20 protein-coding genes are annotated in these 16,958 nt (G+C 71.7%); 13 read left to right on the forward strand and 7 right to left on the reverse strand.

Going from position 1 to position 16,958, the window contains the following annotated elements:
• Window positions 1–94 precede the first annotated feature (94 nt).
• Entirely contained in the window at window positions 95–2,059 is a 1,965-nt protein-coding gene (locus L6E10_RS36630; protein ID WP_236224750.1) for an MDR family MFS transporter, read from the reverse strand.
• A 142-nt stretch (window positions 2,060–2,201) separates the two neighbouring features.
• Here L6E10_RS36630 and L6E10_RS36635 point away from each other — a divergent pair, with 142 nt between their 5' ends.
• The 4 genes from L6E10_RS36635 to L6E10_RS36650 all read left to right on the forward strand — a co-directional run bounded on the left by L6E10_RS36635 (window position 2,202) and on the right by L6E10_RS36650 (window position 4,974).
• Window positions 2,202–2,534: a putative quinol monooxygenase gene (locus L6E10_RS36635; RefSeq protein ID WP_236224751.1), complete on the forward strand. Its 333-nt coding sequence runs from the start codon at window positions 2,202–2,204 to the stop codon at window positions 2,532–2,534.
• A 52-nt stretch (window positions 2,535–2,586) separates the two neighbouring features.
• Window positions 2,587–2,865 carry a hypothetical protein gene (locus tag L6E10_RS36640; RefSeq protein ID WP_236224752.1) on the forward strand — a complete coding sequence of 93 codons (279 nt, stop codon included), beginning with the start codon at window positions 2,587–2,589 and terminating at the stop codon, window positions 2,863–2,865.
• Window positions 2,862–4,505, forward strand: coding sequence for a GMC family oxidoreductase (locus L6E10_RS36645; protein ID WP_236224753.1), 1,644 nt, complete (start codon window positions 2,862–2,864; stop codon window positions 4,503–4,505). The genes L6E10_RS36640 and L6E10_RS36645 overlap by 4 nt, the downstream gene beginning before the upstream one ends.
• Before the next feature lie 94 nt (window positions 4,506–4,599).
• On the forward strand, window positions 4,600–4,974 hold the full coding sequence (locus L6E10_RS36650) for a YciI family protein (protein ID WP_236224754.1): 375 nt from the start codon (window positions 4,600–4,602) through the stop codon (window positions 4,972–4,974).
• Window positions 4,975–5,125: 151 nt separating this feature from the next.
• Here the strand turns inward: L6E10_RS36650 and L6E10_RS36655 are convergent, their stop codons facing one another.
• The 3 genes from L6E10_RS36655 to L6E10_RS36665 are packed head-to-tail and all read right to left on the reverse strand — an operon-like array spanning window position 5,126 to window position 7,370.
• Window positions 5,126–5,794 (reverse strand): CE1759 family FMN reductase, encoded by a 669-nt coding sequence (locus tag L6E10_RS36655; protein WP_236224755.1) that lies wholly within the window; start codon window positions 5,792–5,794, stop codon window positions 5,126–5,128.
• Window positions 5,791–6,216, reverse strand: coding sequence for a MarR family winged helix-turn-helix transcriptional regulator (locus tag L6E10_RS36660; RefSeq protein ID WP_236224756.1), 426 nt, complete (start codon window positions 6,214–6,216; stop codon window positions 5,791–5,793). Before L6E10_RS36660 ends, L6E10_RS36655 begins: the two co-directional genes overlap by 4 nt.
• A complete protein-coding gene (locus L6E10_RS36665; RefSeq protein ID WP_236224757.1) occupies window positions 6,213–7,370 on the reverse strand; it encodes an LLM class flavin-dependent oxidoreductase in 1,158 nt (385 codons plus the stop codon). Before L6E10_RS36665 ends, L6E10_RS36660 begins: the two co-directional genes overlap by 4 nt.
• Before the next feature lie 89 nt (window positions 7,371–7,459).
• Here L6E10_RS36665 and L6E10_RS36670 point away from each other — a divergent pair, with 89 nt between their 5' ends.
• Both L6E10_RS36670 and L6E10_RS41075 read left to right on the forward strand, forming a co-directional pair.
• A complete protein-coding gene (locus tag L6E10_RS36670) occupies window positions 7,460–7,642 on the forward strand; it encodes a hypothetical protein (protein WP_236224758.1) in 183 nt (60 codons plus the stop codon).
• 16 nt (window positions 7,643–7,658) lie between these two features.
• Complete coding sequence (locus L6E10_RS41075) at window positions 7,659–9,152, forward strand: nucleotidyl transferase AbiEii/AbiGii toxin family protein (RefSeq protein ID WP_236224759.1); 1,494 nt, start codon at window positions 7,659–7,661, stop codon at window positions 9,150–9,152.
• Here the strand turns inward: L6E10_RS41075 and L6E10_RS36680 are convergent.
• Entirely contained in the window at window positions 9,149–9,808 is a 660-nt protein-coding gene (locus tag L6E10_RS36680) for a type 1 glutamine amidotransferase domain-containing protein (protein ID WP_236224760.1), read from the reverse strand. The two genes, L6E10_RS41075 and L6E10_RS36680, sit on opposite strands and share 4 nt — an antisense overlap.
• 55 nt (window positions 9,809–9,863) lie before the next feature.
• On the opposite strand from L6E10_RS36680, the gene L6E10_RS36685 reads away from it, so the two are divergent.
• Complete coding sequence (locus L6E10_RS36685; RefSeq protein ID WP_236224761.1) at window positions 9,864–10,757, forward strand: LysR family transcriptional regulator; 894 nt, start codon at window positions 9,864–9,866, stop codon at window positions 10,755–10,757.
• Window positions 10,758–10,770: 13 nt separating this feature from the next.
• Here the strand turns inward: L6E10_RS36685 and lexA are convergent, their stop codons facing one another.
• Window positions 10,771–11,430: a transcriptional repressor LexA gene (gene lexA, locus L6E10_RS36690; protein ID WP_236224762.1), complete on the reverse strand. Its 660-nt coding sequence runs from the start codon at window positions 11,428–11,430 to the stop codon at window positions 10,771–10,773.
• 151 nt (window positions 11,431–11,581) lie between these two features.
• Here lexA and L6E10_RS36695 point away from each other — a divergent pair, with 151 nt between their 5' ends.
• From L6E10_RS36695 to L6E10_RS36715, 5 genes are all read left to right on the forward strand, one after another.
• Window positions 11,582–12,175 carry an RNA polymerase sigma factor gene (locus L6E10_RS36695; RefSeq protein ID WP_236224763.1) on the forward strand — a complete coding sequence of 198 codons (594 nt, stop codon included), beginning with the start codon at window positions 11,582–11,584 and terminating at the stop codon, window positions 12,173–12,175.
• Entirely contained in the window at window positions 12,168–13,202 is a 1,035-nt protein-coding gene (locus tag L6E10_RS36700) for a CU044_5270 family protein (RefSeq protein ID WP_236224764.1), read from the forward strand. Before L6E10_RS36695 ends, L6E10_RS36700 begins: the two co-directional genes overlap by 8 nt.
• Before the next feature lie 79 nt (window positions 13,203–13,281).
• A complete protein-coding gene (locus L6E10_RS36705; RefSeq protein ID WP_236224765.1) occupies window positions 13,282–13,710 on the forward strand; it encodes an SRPBCC domain-containing protein in 429 nt (142 codons plus the stop codon).
• Window positions 13,711–13,790: 80 nt separating this feature from the next.
• Window positions 13,791–14,348 carry a TetR/AcrR family transcriptional regulator gene (locus L6E10_RS36710; protein ID WP_236224766.1) on the forward strand — a complete coding sequence of 186 codons (558 nt, stop codon included), beginning with the start codon at window positions 13,791–13,793 and terminating at the stop codon, window positions 14,346–14,348.
• Between the two features lie 98 nt (window positions 14,349–14,446).
• On the forward strand, window positions 14,447–15,595 hold the full coding sequence (locus L6E10_RS36715) for an FAD-dependent oxidoreductase (protein ID WP_236224767.1): 1,149 nt from the start codon (window positions 14,447–14,449) through the stop codon (window positions 15,593–15,595).
• Here the strand turns inward: L6E10_RS36715 and L6E10_RS36720 are convergent.
• Entirely contained in the window at window positions 15,580–15,741 is a 162-nt protein-coding gene (locus L6E10_RS36720; protein ID WP_236224768.1) for a helix-turn-helix domain-containing protein, read from the reverse strand. The genes L6E10_RS36715 and L6E10_RS36720 overlap by 16 nt on opposite strands.
• 69 nt (window positions 15,742–15,810) lie before the next feature.
• Here L6E10_RS36720 and L6E10_RS36725 point away from each other — a divergent pair, with 69 nt between their 5' ends.
• On the forward strand, window positions 15,811–16,950 hold the full coding sequence (locus L6E10_RS36725) for an AI-2E family transporter (RefSeq protein WP_236224769.1): 1,140 nt from the start codon (window positions 15,811–15,813) through the stop codon (window positions 16,948–16,950).
• Window positions 16,951–16,958 lie beyond the last annotated feature (8 nt).

Here is a 16,958-nt window from a genome sequence, read left to right on the forward strand (position 1 = left end):
GAAGACCCGTGAGGTCGAGCCGCTGCACGAGGCCGACGACGAACCTCGGCCGCGGAGGGCCTGACGGCCACAGTGGACGTACCCGGCAGCGGGCCTAGACGCGGCTCAGCCGGCGGCCGCTCTCCACCAGCTCGTCGGTGAACGAGTCGAGCGCCCGCGCGAAGTCGCGGTGGTCCGGCTCGTCCCAGTCGCGCAGCTGGTCGAGCAGCCAGCACCGCCACGCCTGGACGAGCCGGGTGAACACGTCGGAGCCCAGGTCGGTGAAGCGGTAGCCGTCGTCGCCGAACGCCAGGTGCCCGGACCGCACGAGCGCCCGCGCGGTCGGTTCGAAGATGCCGCCGGGCACCCCGGTCATCTCGGCGATCTCGGCGAGTGCGGCCACCCCGTCGTCCGCCGACGCCTTGTAGACGCGGCCGAGCAGCCACGCCTGTTCCAGCGGCAGGCCGACGCCGGACCGCCGCAGCACGGCCGGGCCGGGATCGTCCTCGGACTTCGCGACCACCGCGGAGACCAGCTTGCGCAGCTCGTCGTAGGAGTTCGACGGCGGTGCGGCGAAGCTCTCGCCCACCCCGCTGTTGCCCGACGCGGCGGCGCGGGAGGTGTCGCGCAGCTGCACCTGCGGCAGGAAGAACGCGACCGCCAGCGCGACGAGCCCGATCGGGGCGGCGAGGAGGAACATCGTGTGCACGGTCTCGGCGTACCCGGCGACGATCGGCGCCTTCACGGCGTCCGGCAGGGCGTGCACCGCCGCCGGGCCGGCGATGGCGCGCGGGTCGACGCCCGGCGGGACCACGAGGTGGTGCGGCAGCTGGTTCGCGTAGATCGTGCCGAAGATCGCGACGCCGAACGAGCTGCCCATCGTGCGCAGGAAGCTGATGCCGGACGTGGCGACGCCGAGGTCGGTGTAGTTCGTGGTGCTCTGCACGACGATCACGGGCACCTGCATCACCAGGCCGATGCCCGCGCCGAGCACCACCATGAACGCGCCCATCACCCAGTAGCTGGTCGACGCGTCCAGCAGGGACAGCAGGAACAACCCGATCGTGAGCCCGGCCGAGCCGAGGAGCGGGAAGACCCGGTACCTGCCCGTGCGGCTGATCGTGCTGCCGGTCAGCAGCGCCGTCGCCATCAGGCCGGCGATCAGCGGCAGCATCCACAGCCCGGACGCCGTGGCCGACTCGCCGCGCACGTACTGCAGGTAGATCGGCAGGTAGGTGATGCCGCCGAGCATCGCGAAGCCGACGACGAAGCTCAGGACTCCCGACACCGTGAACACCCTGCTGCGGAACAACCTCATCGGCAGCATCGGCTCGGCCGCGCGCTGCTCGACGAACACGAACGCGACCAGCAGCACCACCGACCCGGCCGCCATCCACAGGATCGTCGGCGACGTCCACGGGTACTCGGTGCCGCCCCAGCTCGTGACCAGCGTCAGCCCGGTCGCCGCGAGGGCGATCAGCGCGATGCCCGCGTAGTCGATCCTCGGCCTGCCCGCGGTCCTGGTCGCGGGCAGCGCGGCGATCGCGACCGCCACGACGGCGACGCCGAGCGGGATGTTGACGTAGAACGCCCACCGCCAGCTCAGGTGGTCGACGAACAGCCCGCCGAGCAACGGCCCGGCCACCGTCGCGATGCCGAACACCGCGCCCGCGAACCCCTGGAACCTGCCGCGGTCCTTGAGCGGCACCACGTCGGCGATGATCGCCATCGAGGTCACCATCAGCCCGCCGGCGCCGAGCCCCTGGACCGCGCGGAACGCGATGAGCGTGCCCATCGACCCCGACCAGCCCGCGAAGAACGACCCGACGAGGAACAGCGCGACGCTGACGAGGAACGTCTTCTTGCGCCCGTAGAGGTCGCCGAACTTGCCGATCAGCACCGTCATGACCGTCTCGGCGAGCAGGTACGACGTCACCACCCACGACAGGTGCGCGCCGCCGCCGAGATCGGCCACCATCGTGGGCAGCGCGGTGGACACGATCGTCTGGTCGAGCGCGGCCAGCAGCATGGCGAGCAGCACGGCCGCGACGACCAGGTTCCGCCGGCGGGTGTCGATCATCTCGGGCACGGTGGGGATGATCGCGCAGGTCCGCGGACCTCGCAGGAGGAGGAACACGGGTGGGTGCCGGGGCGTTCGGCGCGGACAGGTCGTCGATCCGCAGGCGGTCTAGGCTCGGGTGGACCAGCTCGAGGAGGCCGTCTTGATCTTCATCACCGCCAGGTTCCGCGTTCTGCCGGAGCACGCCGAGGCCTGGCCGGATCTCAGCAGGAGCTTCACCGAGGCCACCCGCGCCGAGCCCGGCTGCCTGTGGTTCGACTGGTCGCGCAGCCTCGACGACCCGAACGAGTACGTGCTGGTCGAGGCGTTCCGCGACGGTGACGCCGGTGGCGCGCACGTGCGGTCGGAGCACTTCAGGACCGCCCAGGAGGAACTGCCGCGGTACCTCGCCGAGACACCGCGCATCGTGAGCCAGGTCGTCGAGCAGGACGACTGGTCGGAGCTCGGCGAGATGCGGGTTGCGCCACGCGGGTGAGCCCGGCCCGGATCGTCTGGCGCACGGGAGTTCCCCCGCTGAGGATGGCCGGATGGACGCCTTCGTGGAGTTGTCCGCCGAGCTGACCGGGTTCTCGGTGGAGGAGCTGAGGTCGACCGGACTGGTCGAGCAGTACCGCGCGCTGGCCGACGGCGCGTCCGAGGCCGAGGTCATCCAGCTCTGGTACACCGGGGTCTGGCGCGGGGCGGTCCCGGCCGAGCGCGCCTACGCCGAAGGCCTGGCGTGGAAGGCCCTCGGGGTCGCGCCGCCGGGCACGGCGGGGCCCGGTTTCGGCAGCTGGGAGCACAGACCGCGAAGAAGCGCCCGGTGAGGGCCGTGGTCGTCGGCGCGGGGTTCGCCGGCTCGCTCGTCGCCAAGGTGCTGGGGGACAACGGGTTCCGCGTGCTCGTCCTGGAGGCGGGCGCGGAACCGAACGACGACGCGGTCAGCCGCTTCCGCACGGCGCTCGTCAAGTCGCCGCTCACGCCCTACCGCACGACCGCCGCCGCCCCGTCCAGCGACTACCTGGTCACCACCGGTCCGCACTCGCTCGCGAGCCCCTACCTGCGCATGAACGGTGGCACGGGCACCGTCTGGACCGGCATCACACCCCGGATGCGTCCCGACGACTTCCGCACCGGCGACCTCGGCCGGGGCCGCAACTGGCCGCTGTCCTACGCGGACCTGGAACCGCACTACCGCGCGGCGGAGTGGGAGATCGGCGTCGCGGCCGACGCGGACGAGCAGCGGCAGCACGTTCCCGTCGCCGACGGCTACCGCTACCCGATGCACGCGCTGCCCCGCACGTTTCTCGACCACGCCGTGGCGTCCGTTGTGGACGGACGGCGGATCGACGGCCACGAGCTCTTGGTCGTCGGCACACCTCAGGCGCGCAACGGTGTCCCGGTCGACGGCTACCGTCCGGACGGACGGCTCTGCGCCGGTTTCGCGAGCTGCGTGCCGGTTTGCCCGGAGGGCGCCAAGTACACACCGCACCGCACGCAGAAGCGGTGGTCCGCCACCGTCGAGCTGCGCACCCGCTGCGTGGTGAACCGCCTGCGCGCCGACGAGGCCGGCCGCATCACCGAGGTCGCCTACCAGCGCTACGAGGACGACACCTCAGGCAGGCACACGCGGCACACGGTGCAAGCGGACGTCGTGGTCCTCGCCGCGCACGCCGTCGAGAACGCCAAGCTGCTGCTCATGTCCGGGCTCGCGAACAGCAGCGGTCAGGTCGGTCGCAACCTCATGGGGCACCCGGTGCTGCTGACGTGGGGGCTGATGCCCCACCCGATCGGCCCGTTCCGCGGCCCGGGCTCGACGACCGGCATCGAGACCTTCCGGTCGGGCCCCGAGCGCCGCGCACGGGCGCCGTTCCGCATCGAGATCGGCAACTGGGGCTGGGGGTGGTCGGCGGGCAGCCCCGGCTCGGACACCGCCGAGCTCGTCGCCGCCGGTCTGCGCGGGACCGAGCTGAGGAAGGCGGTCGCGGAGCGGGTCGGCAGGCAGTTCACGCTGCAGATCGAGGTCGAGCAGGAGGCGGACCCCGCCAACCGCGTCACCCTCGCGGACGAGCGCGACGCCCTGGGCAACCCGCGCCCGTCCGTCCACTACGCACTGTCGGACTACGTCAAGGACGGCCTGCTCGCCGCGAAGAGGGTGTCGGAGCAGCTGTTCGAGATGCTGGGCGCGGAGGACTTCACGGCGTACGAACCGGACGACGGGCACTACTTCGAACACGACGGCGAGCCGCTCCGCTACTGGGGCGCCGGGCACAGCGGCGGTACGCACGTGATGGGCACGTCACCGCGCGACTCCGTCGTGGACGAGTGGCAGCGCTGCTGGGACCACCCGAACCTGTACGCGGTCGGGTGCGGGAGCATGCCTTCGCTCGGCACGTCGAACCCGTCGCTCACGATGGCCGCGCTGGCTCTGCGCACCGCCGGGCACCTCGTGTCGGGCAGGCGCTGAAGGAGTTCCGCGCGGAGATGTCGAAAGCTCCGTGACGTCGATCGACGCAGGGGTGGCGGCGGGCGTCGCCGCCAGTCGACATCGAGGAGAGACCATGCGGTTCATGCTCACGCACCGAGTCCTGGAGGACGACCCGGCCTCCTGGGAGCCGAACAGCGAGCTCGTCGAGCGGATGAACGCGTTCGTCGGGAAGCTCGGCGCGAACGGCGTCCTGCTCGGCGCCGAGGGGGTGCACAGGAGCGGGGCGGTCGTGCGCAGGCGCGGTGCGGCGGTCAAGGCGACGGACGGGCCGTTCGCCGAGGCCAAGGAGGTCGTCGGCGGCTTCCTGCTGATCGCCGCGAAGGACCTCGCGGAGGCCACGGCCGTCGCCGAGGAGTACATCACCTGCTTCGCGGGCGTCGAGGAGATGTCGGTCGAGGTCCGGCAGGTCGCCGAGGCCGAGGACGTCGAGCCCTACCAGGCCAGGTAGCCGCGGGTGGGGCCGCACGTCCCCTCACGGCGACGTGCGGCCCCACCGGGGAGGAGCTCAGCGGGCGAGGCGGTCCAGCAACTCGCCCGGCGTGAGATCGCCTGGGTCCTCGATCCGGTGGAGGGCGTTCGCGGCCGCGTGGTGCGGACTTCTAGTTCGCCGCTCCGCCGGCGGCGAGCCTCATCAGGTCGGAGTCGAGGTCGATCGTCAGCTCGGTGCCGCCCGCGCTGCCGAACTCGTGCTGGTAGCTGCCCCAGGACTCCTCGCGCACGGTCTTCTCGAACCCGGCGGCCATGAGCGCCACGAGTTCGAGGGCCGCGCGGTCGATGCGCTTGTTCAGCCCGTTGTCCTGCCAGTCCTCGGTCGAGGCGAAGAGCGACGTCGGCACGACGACGGTCCGCAGGTAGGCGAACAGGCCGCGCATCTGGTCGTCGACCACGAGCGCGTGCCGGGCGGTGCCGGCGGTCGCGGCGAGCACGACCGGCTTCGCGATCAGCAGGTCGTTGTCGAGGAGCTGGAAGAACGAGGTGAACAACCCGCTGGCGCCCGCCTTGTAGACCGGCGTGCTCGCGACGACGCCGTCCGCGTGCTGCAAGGCGGAGACCGCCTTCTGCAGCTTCGGCCCGACGTGGTTCGACACCAGGGCGTTCGCGATCTCGGAGGCGAACTCGCGCAGCTCGACGACGCTCGTGGTGACGGTCTGCCCGCGCTTGCCGGCGAGGGCGGTGACCCGCCCGGCGACGCGGTCGGCGAGCAGGCGGGTGGACGACGGGTCGCTGGTACCCGCGGAGACGACCACCAGCTGGAAGTTCTGGCTCATTGCTCCTCGTTCTGGCTGAGCTTGCCGGTGATGGCGGCGAGCTGGTCGAGTTCTTCCGGCGTCAGCACGCTCAGGGCGCGCGTGACGCTGCGTGCGTGCGGCCGGCCGATCGCCCGCTGGGTGTCCCGGCCGGCCGGGGTGAGCGACAGGCGCACACCCCGGCGGTCGCCGGGGTCGGGGCAGCGCCGCACCAGACCCCGCTCGACCAGGCGGTCGACCATGCGGGACAGGGCCGGCTGGCTCAGCAGCACGTGCCGGTTCAGCTCACTCATCCTGAGTGGACTGCCGCACTTGGACAGCTGGTACAGCACGTCGTACTCCCGCATGGTCAGCTCGCCCCAGACGTCCTCCGCGTTGAACTGCTTCATCAACACGGCGTACGCCCGCATCAGCGACTCCCACGCCTCGTTGGCACGGGTCACCGTTCGTCCTGGTACGGCGAGCCACCCGTGACGTTGTCACCCCGGTTGGCGTTCGGCCTCGGCTGACGCGCGGGCTTGTCGCCGTACTTCTCCTTCAGGCGACCTGCGTGCGTCGGCGGCTTGGCGGTCTCCGGGTCCTGGCGCGACTCCATCTCCTTGCGCAGCACCGGGACGACCTCCTCGCCGAGCAGGTCGAGCTGGTTCAGCACGGTCTTGAGCGGCAGGCCCGCGTGGTCCATCAGGAACATCTGGCGCTGGTAGTCGCCGAAGTGCTCGCGGAAGGTCAGCGTCTTGTCGATGACCTCCTGCGGGCTGCCGACCGACAGCGGCGTCTGCTCCATGAAGTCCTCCATCCGCGGCCCGTGGCCGTAGACGGGGGCCTCGTTGAAGTACGGGCGGAACTCGGTGAGCGCGTCCTGCGACCTCTTGGCGATGTACGCCTGGCCGCCGAGGCCGACGATGGCCTGCTTCTCCGTGCCGTGGCCGTAGTGCGCGTACCGCTGGCGGTAGAACTTGATCAGCCGCATGTAGTGCTCTTTCGGCCAGAAGATGTTGTTCGCGAAGAAGCCGTCGCCGTAGTAGGCGGCCTGCTCCGCGATCTCCGGCGTGCGGATCGACCCGTGCCACACGAACGGCGGCAGGTCGTCGAGCGGACGCGGCGTGGAGGTGAAGCCCTGCAACGGGGTGCGGAACTTGCCCTCCCAGTCCACGACGTCCTCGCGCCACAACCGGTGCAGCAGGTTGTAGTTCTCGAGCGCGAGCGGCAGGCTCTGCCGGATGTCCTGGCCGAACCACGGGTAGACCGGCGCGGTGTTGCCGCGGCCCAGCATCAGGTCCATGCGGCCCTTCGCCAGGTGCTGCAGCATCGCGTACTCCTCCGCGATGCGCACCGGGTCGTTGGTGGTGATCAGCGTCGTCGCGGTGCTGACGATCAGCTTGCGGGTCTTCGCCGCGATGTGGCTCAGCAACGTCGTGGGCGCGGACGAGAAGAAGGGCGGGTTGTGGTGCTCGCCGATGGCGAACACGTCGAGACCGACCTCCTCGGCCTTCTCCGCGATCTGCACGATCGCGTCGATGCGCTCGGCCTCGCTGGGGGTCTCGCCGCTCACCGGGTCCCTGGTGATGTCGCTCACCGAGAAGATTCCGAACTGCACGGTCCCCGCCTCCTTCGTCCTTCGTGATTAATGCGTTTGCATCTACCTTAACACCTGGGCGCCCGATCCATTCCCGATACCCCGATCACATGTCGCCGGCCGTGGGGACGCCGGCTTCGGCTGCGGCCCGGTTCTCCTGGCTGCTCGCGGCCGCATATCCGATCGCGACGCGGCCGCCGGTCGACTACGGTGCCGCGATCGTGGGCGTCGGGTCCTGCGGGCCGGGTCCGCTGAGGCCGGCCGTGCTCGCGGTGGCGCGGACGACGTTGTGAGGCAAGGGGGACGGACGTGCACGCGGGGGAGTTCGAGCTGCACCTGACGGGCTCGGAGTGGCAGGTCGAGGAACTGGCGGCGTTCGCGCGGGCGCACCAGGTCAAGTTCAGCCACATCGAGCTGCACGGGGGCAAGGTGTGGTCGCAGCCGATGCTGACCATCGGCGCCCGGGGCACCATCGACGAGGTGCGCGCGGTCGCCGGGCAGTGGCGTGCGCGGATGCACGAGGCGGACCTGTTCGTGGTGCGGGTGAAGGTCGAAGCGGCGCCGTGGAACGAGGGCGTGCCGCAGACCGACGAGGAGGCCGACGCCGCCCTGTACTTCGAGCACCACGTGAAGCTGCGACTGCCGGAGGGCGACTGGTACACGGAGCTGTACCGGGCTGCCGCACCGCACGAGGCCCACATCTCGCGGAACGCGCGGCGGACGCGAGCGGACGGGTCCGAGGAACGGTTCGTCACGCAGCGGTGCTTCGGCGTCGGGCGCGTCACCGCCAAGCGCCGGCTGGACGCACTCCTCGCGGCCCTCCACGCCTTCGAGGTGGTGGAGGTGGAGGAGGAGTACGTGGTCGACGACGACGCGTTGCACATCGACGACGGCTGGATCGGCGGGCCGGGCAACTGGCACCGCGACCGCGACGAGAGGGTGCGGCGCGCACCCGCCGGTCAGGAGGGGTTCCCCTCGACGTACCGGCCCCTCGCGGTGAAACCGGGGCAGCAGATCCGTCAGCGCGCCGTGTTCGACCCGGCGTTGAAGCACTTCAGCAACGCCTTCCGCGGCGGCGACCCGAAGTTCGCCGACCCCTCGGACGGCGCGCGGTGGCTCGCCGCACGCCGCCGGGCGATGGCGGAGGTCCTGCGCATCGTCGGGACCTCCCGGTGGTCGGCGAACCTCGTGCTGCGCGGCAGCGTGCTGATGCGCGAGTGGTTCGGCGCCGCCGCACGGGAACCGGGTGATCTCGACTTCGTGGTGACGCCCCGGGACATCAGGTTCGGGAGCCCGCGGGCCGGCGAGCTCGTCGACGACCTCAGGGCCGCGGTGGGGCCATCGGTCGTCGAGTCCATCTGGACCTACGAGCGCGTCCCCGGCCTGCGCGTCGTCTTCCCGTTCGAGGCCGGGGGGCTGCCGGACGGCGCGGTGCAGGTCGACCTCGTGTTCGAGGAGGACCTGCCGATCGCGCCGGAGCCCGTGCGCATCGCCGGCACCACCCTGCTCGCGGCGAGCAGGGAGCTGTCGCTCGCGTGGAAGGTGCAGTGGCTCGCGACCGACATGTGGCCGCAGGCCAAGGACCTCTACGACGCCGCGCTCCTCGCCGGCCACACCACCGTCGACACCGCGGTGGTGCGGGAGCTGATCCGGCCGGAGTGGGGGCACGGCACGGACGGGTTCGGGCCGGAGTCGGTGGCGCGCCTCGGCGACGTCGACTGGGAGAACGCGCCGTCCGAGCTGCCGGTCACCAAGGCCGACGAACCCGCTCTGCTGCGGCGGATCGCGGCAGCGCTGCGTTAGGCGAGCAGGGAGGCGACCCGCTGCGCGGTGGCCACGGTGGACTGCGGGTTCTGGCCCGTCACGAGCTTGCCGTCCACGACCACCGTGCTCGACCACGGCTCACCCGTGCGCACCCGCGCGCCCAGTTCCGCCAGCCGTCCGGCGACCGAGTAGGGGACGTCCAGGCCGCCCTGGCGCTCCTCCTCGTCGCTGAACACCGCCATCTCCTTGCCGGCGAAGACGAACGTGCCGTCCTCGCGGACCGCGCTCAGCAGCCCGGCCGGTCCGTGGCACAGCGCCGCGACGAGCTTGCCGCCGTCGTGGAACTCCGCGAGCAGGCCGCCGAGCGTCGCGTCGGACGCCAGGTCCGCCATCGGGCCGTGGCCACCCGGCAGGTACACCGCGTCGAAGTCGGCGGCCCGCACCGACGACAGCGACGCCGGGGCGCGCAGGTCCTCCAGCGAGGCGACGGCCTCGTCGAACGTGCCGTCGAGGCTCGCCTTGTCCACCGTCGGCACGGCACCACCCGGCGTCGCGAGGGTGACCTCGACGCCCGCCTCGCGCAGCACGCGCACCGACTCGACGACCTCCTCGGCCCAGAACCCCGTGGGGTGGCTCGTGCCGTCCGCCAGCGTGAGGGAGTCGGCGGCGGACACGACCATCAGTAGCTTCTTCATGCGTCCAGGACATCACAGATCCGCAGAACCCGCTGACGGAGCTATAAGCTGCCTTATGGCTGATGGCTTGACGGACCTCGACCTGCTCGCGACGTTCCTGGAGATCCACCGCAGCGGCTCCCTCACCGCCGCGGCCGCCCGGCGCGGGCTCACCCAGCCCGCCGTGAGCGGCCAGCTCGCCAGGCTGGAGAAGCACCTGGGCCAGACGTTGTTCGTCCGGGGAAGCCGTGGCGTCACGCCCACGCCCCGCGCGGACGAGCTCGCGCGGCGGGTGGGGCAGCACGTCGACCAGCTCAGGGCGGCGCTGGATCCCGAACCGGCGCTCGACGGCACCGTGCGGATCGGGGGAGCGGCGGAGTTCCTGACCGTCCGGGGCCTGCCCGCGCTCGCCCCGCTGACCCGGCGCGGACTCCGGTTCGACGTCGTGTTCGGCCTGGCGGGGGACCTGCTCGGCGCGCTGCGGGCCGGGCAGCTCGACGTCGTGCTGTCCTCGGTGCGGCCGCCGGCCGGGTTCACCGCGACCCCGCTCACCGACGAGGAGTTCCTGCTGGTCGGCCCGCCGCTGCTGGCCAGGACCGTGGACCCGGACCTGCTCGCGCGGGACCCGGCGCGCGCCCTCGAGCACCTGCCGCTCGTCGCCTACTCCGACGAGCTGCCGATCATCCGCCGCTACTGGCGCAGCGAGTTCGGCAGGCGCCCGCGCGCCACGGCCGCGATGACGGTGCCGGACCTGCGCGGGGTGCTGGCGGCGGTGATCGCCGGTGCCGGGGTCTCCGCCCTGCCGCGCTACCTCGCCGAACCCGCGCTGGCCGCCGGTTCGGTCGAGCAGCTGCACCACCCGGAGGTGCCGCCGCTCAACACCCTCTACGTCGTCACCCGCGGAGAGACGACCCCGGCCGTCGACGCCGTCGTGGACCACCTGTGCTCGCGCGACTGGGGCGTCCTCTGACGGTCCACAGTGGTCAGACGCTGCGGAGCACCGAGACGACGACGCCGAGGACCACGGCCCTGTCGCCGTCGATCACGGGGTAGGCCGCGTTGCGCGGCTCGAGGTACACGTGACCGCCGCGGCGCTGGTACACCTTGACCGTCGCCTCCTCCTCGATCATCGCGGCGACGATCTGCCCGTTGTAGGCCTCGTGCGTCTGGCGCACCACCACGGTGTCGCCGTCGCAGATCGCCGCGTCGATCATCGAGTCACCGCGCACCCGCAGCGCGAACACGTTGCTGCCGCGCCCGACCAGTCCGCGCGGCAGGTGCAGCACCTCGTCCACGTGCTCGACGGCGGAGATCGGGGCACCGGCGGCGATGTCGCCGACGACCGGCACCGAGATCGAGTCACCCGCTCCCCGCCCCGGCACGACCGGCGCCCCGCTGAGGAACACGCGCACGTCCATCGGCCGCGTCACGGAACGGCCGCGCTTGAGGAAACCCTTGTCCTCCAACGCCGCCAGGTGCTTCGACACGCTGGACGACGACTTCAGCCCGACCGCCTCGCCGATCTCGCGGGTGCTGGGGGAGTAGCCGTGCTCGACGACCCAGTCGCGGATGGCGACCAGGATCTTCTGCTGGCGCTCCGGCAGCACCGTCGTGTCGAGCTCAAGATCGTCGTAGGCGGTCATCGGGCGATCGTAGTGATCGAGCGGGGCGACACGATCGGGCGGCTGCCGGTCCGCGAACGCCGCGGCCCCGGCGGGGTTCGATCAGCTGCCCCACCATGTGGCGGTGAGCACACGCCGGAAACGCTCCTGGGCCCTGCGGCCAGGTGGGGATGTGCGAAGCGACGTGGCGCCGGTGGCGCTGAAACCCGAGACGAGGCCGCCCGCGGTGCTGGACGAGGCCGCACTGCTGGCGCTGTACGAGACGACGGCCGAGCGGCTGCACCGCTACGTGGCCAGGCGGGTCGGTGCCGACACCGCGCAGGACGTGGTCTCCGAGGCGTTCCTCGTGCTGTGGGACCAGCGGGCCGGGCAGGTCTACGAGGCCGATGCCGTGCGCGCGTGGCTCTACGGCGTGGCGACGAACCTTCTGCGCGGCCACGTGCGGGCCGAGGAGCGCAAGCTGCGGGCGTGGAGCAAGGAGCACGCCGCCCGCACCGACGAGGCCGACATCGGTGACCGGGCGAGCGCGGCGGCGGACGCCGAGGTGCTCGCCGGTCCGCTGACCGCGTGGCTCGCCGAACTGCGGATCGAGGAACGCGAGGTGTTGCTGCTGCACGCCTGGGCGGACTTCACGCCGGCCGAGATCGCCGTGGCGCTCGACGTCCCGGTGGCCACCGTCCGCACCAGGCTGCACCGCGGCCGCGCCCGGCTGCGCACCCGTCTCGCCGCCACCGACCACGACTCCAGTGAGGAAAGCGATGTCTGAGCCCACCAAGTCCGAGACCTTCGACCGCGTGCTCGACGCCGCCCTGGCCCGTGCCGGTGACGAACCCGTCCGGTTCGACGTGGCGGCGGGCAGGGACGCGCTGGCGGCCGCTCTGGCGGACCGCGCGGCCGGGAGGCCGCGCCGCCGCACCCGCTGGCTCGCCGCCGCGGCCGCCGTCACCGTGCTGACCGGCGCGGGCCTGGCGGCCTCCACCGCCGACCTCACCGGCGGGAGCTCCGCGACGGCCGCCGAGGAGCTGACCAGGGCCGCCGACCTCGCCTCCCGCGTGGTCGAACGCCCCGTCGGTCCCGGCCAGTTCCGCTACGTGCGCAGCAGGTACGAGGGGATCACCACCGGGGCCGGTCCCGGCGAGGCGACCTACACCGACCTGACGCAGGAGGAGTGGGTGCCCGCCGACCGGCGCGACGAGTGGCTGTTCCGGAACGAGATCAACTCGGTGCGGTGGCTGGAGGGCCACGAGGGCCAGGGGCGGCCGCGGGCGGGCACGTCGTTCGAGGACGGCCAGGAGTTCCGCGGCAGGTGCGGCAAGTACCCCTACTTCGCCGCGGGGCAGCCGGACCGCTGCACCGCGGGCTCGTTCGGCAACCCGACGCCCGAGTTCGTCGCGGCGTTGCCGGAGGACCCGGCGGCGTTGCTGGACGAGTTGAGGAAAGCCGGCGGGACCGGCGACGCGGGCGCGCTGGTGGAGGCCGGCGAAGCCCTCGGCTCGGGGGAGTACCCGGCGTCGGTGCGCGCGACGATCTTCCGCGCCCTCGCCCTCCTGCCGGGACTGGTCGTGACCGAGAAGAGGGCGAACCTCGATGGCAAGGAGGGCGTCGCGCTCGGCCTGAAGCACTTCGACGACTTCACCGAGATGATCATCGATCCGGACAACGGGGACTACATCGGCCGCCGGGAGACCGTCGCCGTGGACCTGCCGCAGGACCGGGGTGGCCTGGAGAAGGGCACCGTCCGCAGTTCGTCCGCCGTGACCACCAAGGTCGTCAGCTCGCTGGGCGCCCGATAATCCGCAACCTTGGGGTTGCACATCAGCGGAGGGATGTGCAACTCTGAGGTTGCACTTATTCGCGGACCTGGGAGTTGTCGTGAGCGTGGACCGGATCGAACGCGAGACCCTGATCGAAGCGCCGCTGGAGCGGGTCTGGCGGCTGGTGACCGAACCGGGGTTCTGGGTGGCCTCCGAGCCGTCGGGCACGGCGGTCGAGGGCGAGACGACGTTGTGCAGGAACGAGCGGTACGGCGACTACCCGGTGCGGGTGGAGACCGTCACGCCGCGGACCTACGTGTCCTACCGGTGGGCGAGCGCGTTCGAGGGGCAGGACCTGCGCGAGGACAACACGACGCTGGTCGAGTTCACCCTCACGCCCGAGGGCTCCACGACCCGGCTGAAGGTCGTCGAGAGCGGGTTCGCCTCGCTCGCGGGCTCGCCCGAGCTCCGCGCGAAGGCCCACCGGGACAACACGGGTGGCTGGGGTGAGGTGCTCGACGCGGTCGCGAAGCGGGCCGAGAGCTGACGGCGGGGACGTGGGCGGCGCGTCCCACGATCGGCGGGATCCGCCACCGATGTCCTGAACCACGCCGTTAGGTTTGGGGTGTGCCCAACTCAGCCGACCGAGGTCGCCGCACCCGTGAACAACTGATCGACGCCTCCGCCCGGCTCGTGGGCGAGGTCGGCTGGGGCGCGGTGACCACGCGGCTGGTCGCGGAACGGGCGGGCGTCAACCCCGCGCTCGTGCACTACCACTTCGCGTCGGTGCAGGAGCTGCTGTCGACGGCCGCGCTGCGGTTCGCCGCGAAGGTGCTGGAGGAGTCCGCGGACGCGCTGCGCGAGGTGGAGCCGGCCGAGGGTGTCGAGCGGATCTTCGAGGACCTGACCCGCTTCACCGGCGCCGACCCGGAGTCGTTGCTGCTGGCCGAGGCGTTCCTGGCGGCGCACCGGTTGCCCGAGCTGCGGTCCGGCCTGTCGGCGCTGGTCGCGGACTTCCGGGGGCGGGTCGCGGACTGGCTGCGGGCGGCTGGTGTTCGTGACGCCGACGAGGTGGCTTTGTTGTTGGCCGCGGCCATCGACGGGTTGGTGCTGCACCGCGCGCTGGACTCCTCGGTCGACTTCCGCGCGGTCGCGGGCCCGTTCCGGCGTCTCGTCGAGAGCTGACCGGCTCGTCCCGGCCTCGGCGAACGCAGTGAGTTCGTCGACCGGCTTGTGTTCGCGAGTTCACCTGCGGGAAGCGTCCGTGCTGCTAAATTGGGCATATGCCTAAGTCGAACGCCCAACGGGCGCTGGTGGTCGGAGCGGGAATCGCCGGGCTCACGTCCGCGTGGTGGCTGGAACGCGCGGGCTGGGACGTCCTGGTGGTCGAGCGGGCGCCGTCGTTCCGCACGGGCGGCTACATGATCGATTTCTTCGGTCCCGGCCACGAGGTGGCGCGGCGCATGGGCCTGCTGCCGGCGCTGGAGGAGCGGCGCGCGCCGATCTCGTCGGTGACGAGCGTCGACGCGTCCGGCCGGCGGCGCGGCGAGATCTCGGCGTCCGCCTACGAGGCGGTCGCGACCGGCGTGATCAGCCTGTTGCGCGGTGATCTCGCGTCGGTGGTCCGCGACGACCTGCGGTCGCCGATCCGTTACGGCACAACGGTTTCTTCCGTCGACGACGGGCAGGTGACGTTCTCGGACGGGTCGTGCGCCTCGTTCAGCCTAGTCGTGGGCGCCGACGGCGTGCACTCGCGGGTCCGGGAACTCGTCTTCGGGCCTTCGCCCGTGCGCTACCTGGGACACCACGCGGCGGCGTTCTCGGTCCGGGACCCTTCGCTGAGCGAGCGGATCGGCTACCGGTACCAGATGCTGACCGTCCCGCACCGCATGGTCGGCTGCTACGCCGTGCGGGACGGGTCGACGGCCGCCCTGATGCTGTTCCGCTCCCCGTCCGCCGCTCTGCCCGCCGACCCGGTGGCGGCGTTGCGCTCGCGGTTCGGAGACCTGGGCTGGGTCACGCCGTCGTTGCTCTCCGTCGTGCCGGACGACGTCTACTACGACACGGTGTCCCAGGTGGACATGCCTGTCTGGCACCGCGGCAAGGTCGTCCTCGTCGGCGACGCGTGCGGGGCCGTCTCGTTGTTCGCGGGCCACGGCGCCTCGTTGGCGATGGCCGGCGCGTCCGTTCTGGCGGAGGAACTCTCCTCCGGCTTCGACGGCGCGTTCTCGCGCTACCAGGCCCGCATGAAGCCCGCCGTGGAGCACACCCAGGAGTTCGGGAGGCGCTTCATCGGCTGGATGGCGCCGTCATCGGAGTGGCGGATCTCGGTGCGCGACTGGGCTTTCCGCCTCTCCGGCCTCCCCGTGGTGCGCTCCCTCATCCGCGGTTCGGTCGTGCCGGACGTCGAGGTGCGTCAGCGCGCGTCGTAGGCCTCGCGGTTCACCAGTACCTCGGCGGACACGTGCCGCGGGACCCGCCCGTCCCGGGCGAGATCCCGGAGCGTCTCCGTGAGGACCTCGCCGCTGATGCCGTCGAGCTCCGCTTCGAGGTCCCCGAACCGCCCGCCGCCCGGCACCGCGGAGGCCGAGGCAACGAAACGGCATGTCTGCGATCCCCCGCGCGCGGGTAACGAGAGACTGTGCGCGTGACAGGGGAACGCAGGTGGGCGGACAAGGGTGAGGCCATCGGGCACGGCGTGAGCTGGCTCGCGCGGTGGAGTCTGCGGACGGCGCTGGCCGTGCTCGGCCTCTGGATGGTGCTCTGGCTGGTCGGGAAGCTCTGGGTGGTCGTCATGCCCGTGCTGATCGCCCTGCTGATCACGACGGTGCTGTGGCCACCGGCCCGGTGGCTGATGTCCAAGGGGCTCAACTCGGCGCTGGCGGCGACGATCGTGCTGCTCCTCGGGCTCGGGGTGCTCGGCGGCGTCATCGCGGCCATCTCGTCGTCGATCGCGTCCGGGGTGCCGGAGATCGCCCAGAGCGCGCAGAAGGCCATCACGCAGCTGCAGGACTGGGTGGGCGGGCCGCCGTTCAACCTGCGGGGCAGTGACCTGGACCGGTTGATCGCCCAGGGCGTCGACCAGATCAAGTCGAGCATCGGGTCGATCGCGGGCGGGCTGCTGACCGGGGCGGGCGCGGTGACGTCCGGGCTGGTCACCGGTGTGGTGGCGCTGCTGCTGGCGTTCTTCTTCGTCAAGGACGGCATGCGCTTCACGCCGTGGCTGCGCGGTGTCATCGGCGAGCGGGCCGGCGGTCACGTCACGACGGTGCTGGAGCGGATCTGGGTGACGCTCGGCAGCTTCATCCGCAGCCAGGCGGTCGTGTCGCTGATCGACGCCATCTTCATCGGGCTCGGGCTGGTCATCTTGGGGGTGCCGCTCGCGATCCCGCTGGCGGCGCTGACGTTCCTCGGCGGGTTCGTGCCGATCGTGGGCGCGTTCATCGCCGGAGCGCTGGCCGTGCTGGTCGCGCTCGTCAGCAACGGGCTGACCACGGCGCTCATCATGCTGGTGATCGTCATCGTGGTGCAGCAGGTCGAGGGCAACGTGCTGCAGCCCATCCTGCAGTCGCGCAGCCTGCGCCTGCACGCGGCGGTCGTGCTGCTCGTCGTCACGGCCGGTACCAGCCTCTACGGCATCGCGGGCGCGTTCTTCTCCGTGCCGGTCGCGGCGGCGGTGGCGGTCGTCATCCGCTACCTGGGCGAGGTCATCGATTCGAGGTCCGTAATGGACACGTCACAACCCAGCGGGGATGAACCAGCCGAGACCGAACGTTCTCCTGAGTGAACACCGAG

The sequence above is a fragment of the Lentzea sp. CC55 genome (genome assembly GCF_021056325.1).
Lineage (GTDB): Bacteria > Actinomycetota > Actinomycetes > Mycobacteriales > Pseudonocardiaceae > Lentzea > Lentzea jiangxiensis.

Bases quoted from the DNA above. Each gene is read 5' to 3' on its own strand.
- L6E10_RS36630 (WP_236224750.1), bottom strand. From the start codon at position 2,059: ATGATCGACACCCGCCGGCGGAACCTGGTCGTCGCGGCCGTGCTGCTC.
- L6E10_RS36640 (WP_236224752.1), top strand. From the start codon at position 2,587: ATGGACGCCTTCGTGGAGTTGTCCGCCGAGCTGACCGGGTTCTCGGTG.
- L6E10_RS36650 (WP_236224754.1), top strand. From the start codon at position 4,600: ATGCGGTTCATGCTCACGCACCGAGTCCTGGAGGACGACCCGGCCTCC.
- L6E10_RS36655 (WP_236224755.1), bottom strand. From the start codon at position 5,794: ATGAGCCAGAACTTCCAGCTGGTGGTCGTCTCCGCGGGTACCAGCGAC.
- L6E10_RS36670 (WP_236224758.1), top strand. From the start codon at position 7,460: ATGTCGCCGGCCGTGGGGACGCCGGCTTCGGCTGCGGCCCGGTTCTCC.
- L6E10_RS36680 (WP_236224760.1), bottom strand. From the start codon at position 9,808: ATGAAGAAGCTACTGATGGTCGTGTCCGCCGCCGACTCCCTCACGCTG.
- L6E10_RS36685 (WP_236224761.1), top strand. From the start codon at position 9,864: ATGGCTGATGGCTTGACGGACCTCGACCTGCTCGCGACGTTCCTGGAG.
- lexA (WP_236224762.1), bottom strand. From the start codon at position 11,430: ATGACCGCCTACGACGATCTTGAGCTCGACACGACGGTGCTGCCGGAG.
- L6E10_RS36700 (WP_236224764.1), top strand. From the start codon at position 12,168: ATGTCTGAGCCCACCAAGTCCGAGACCTTCGACCGCGTGCTCGACGCC.
- L6E10_RS36715 (WP_236224767.1), top strand. From the start codon at position 14,447: ATGCCTAAGTCGAACGCCCAACGGGCGCTGGTGGTCGGAGCGGGAATC.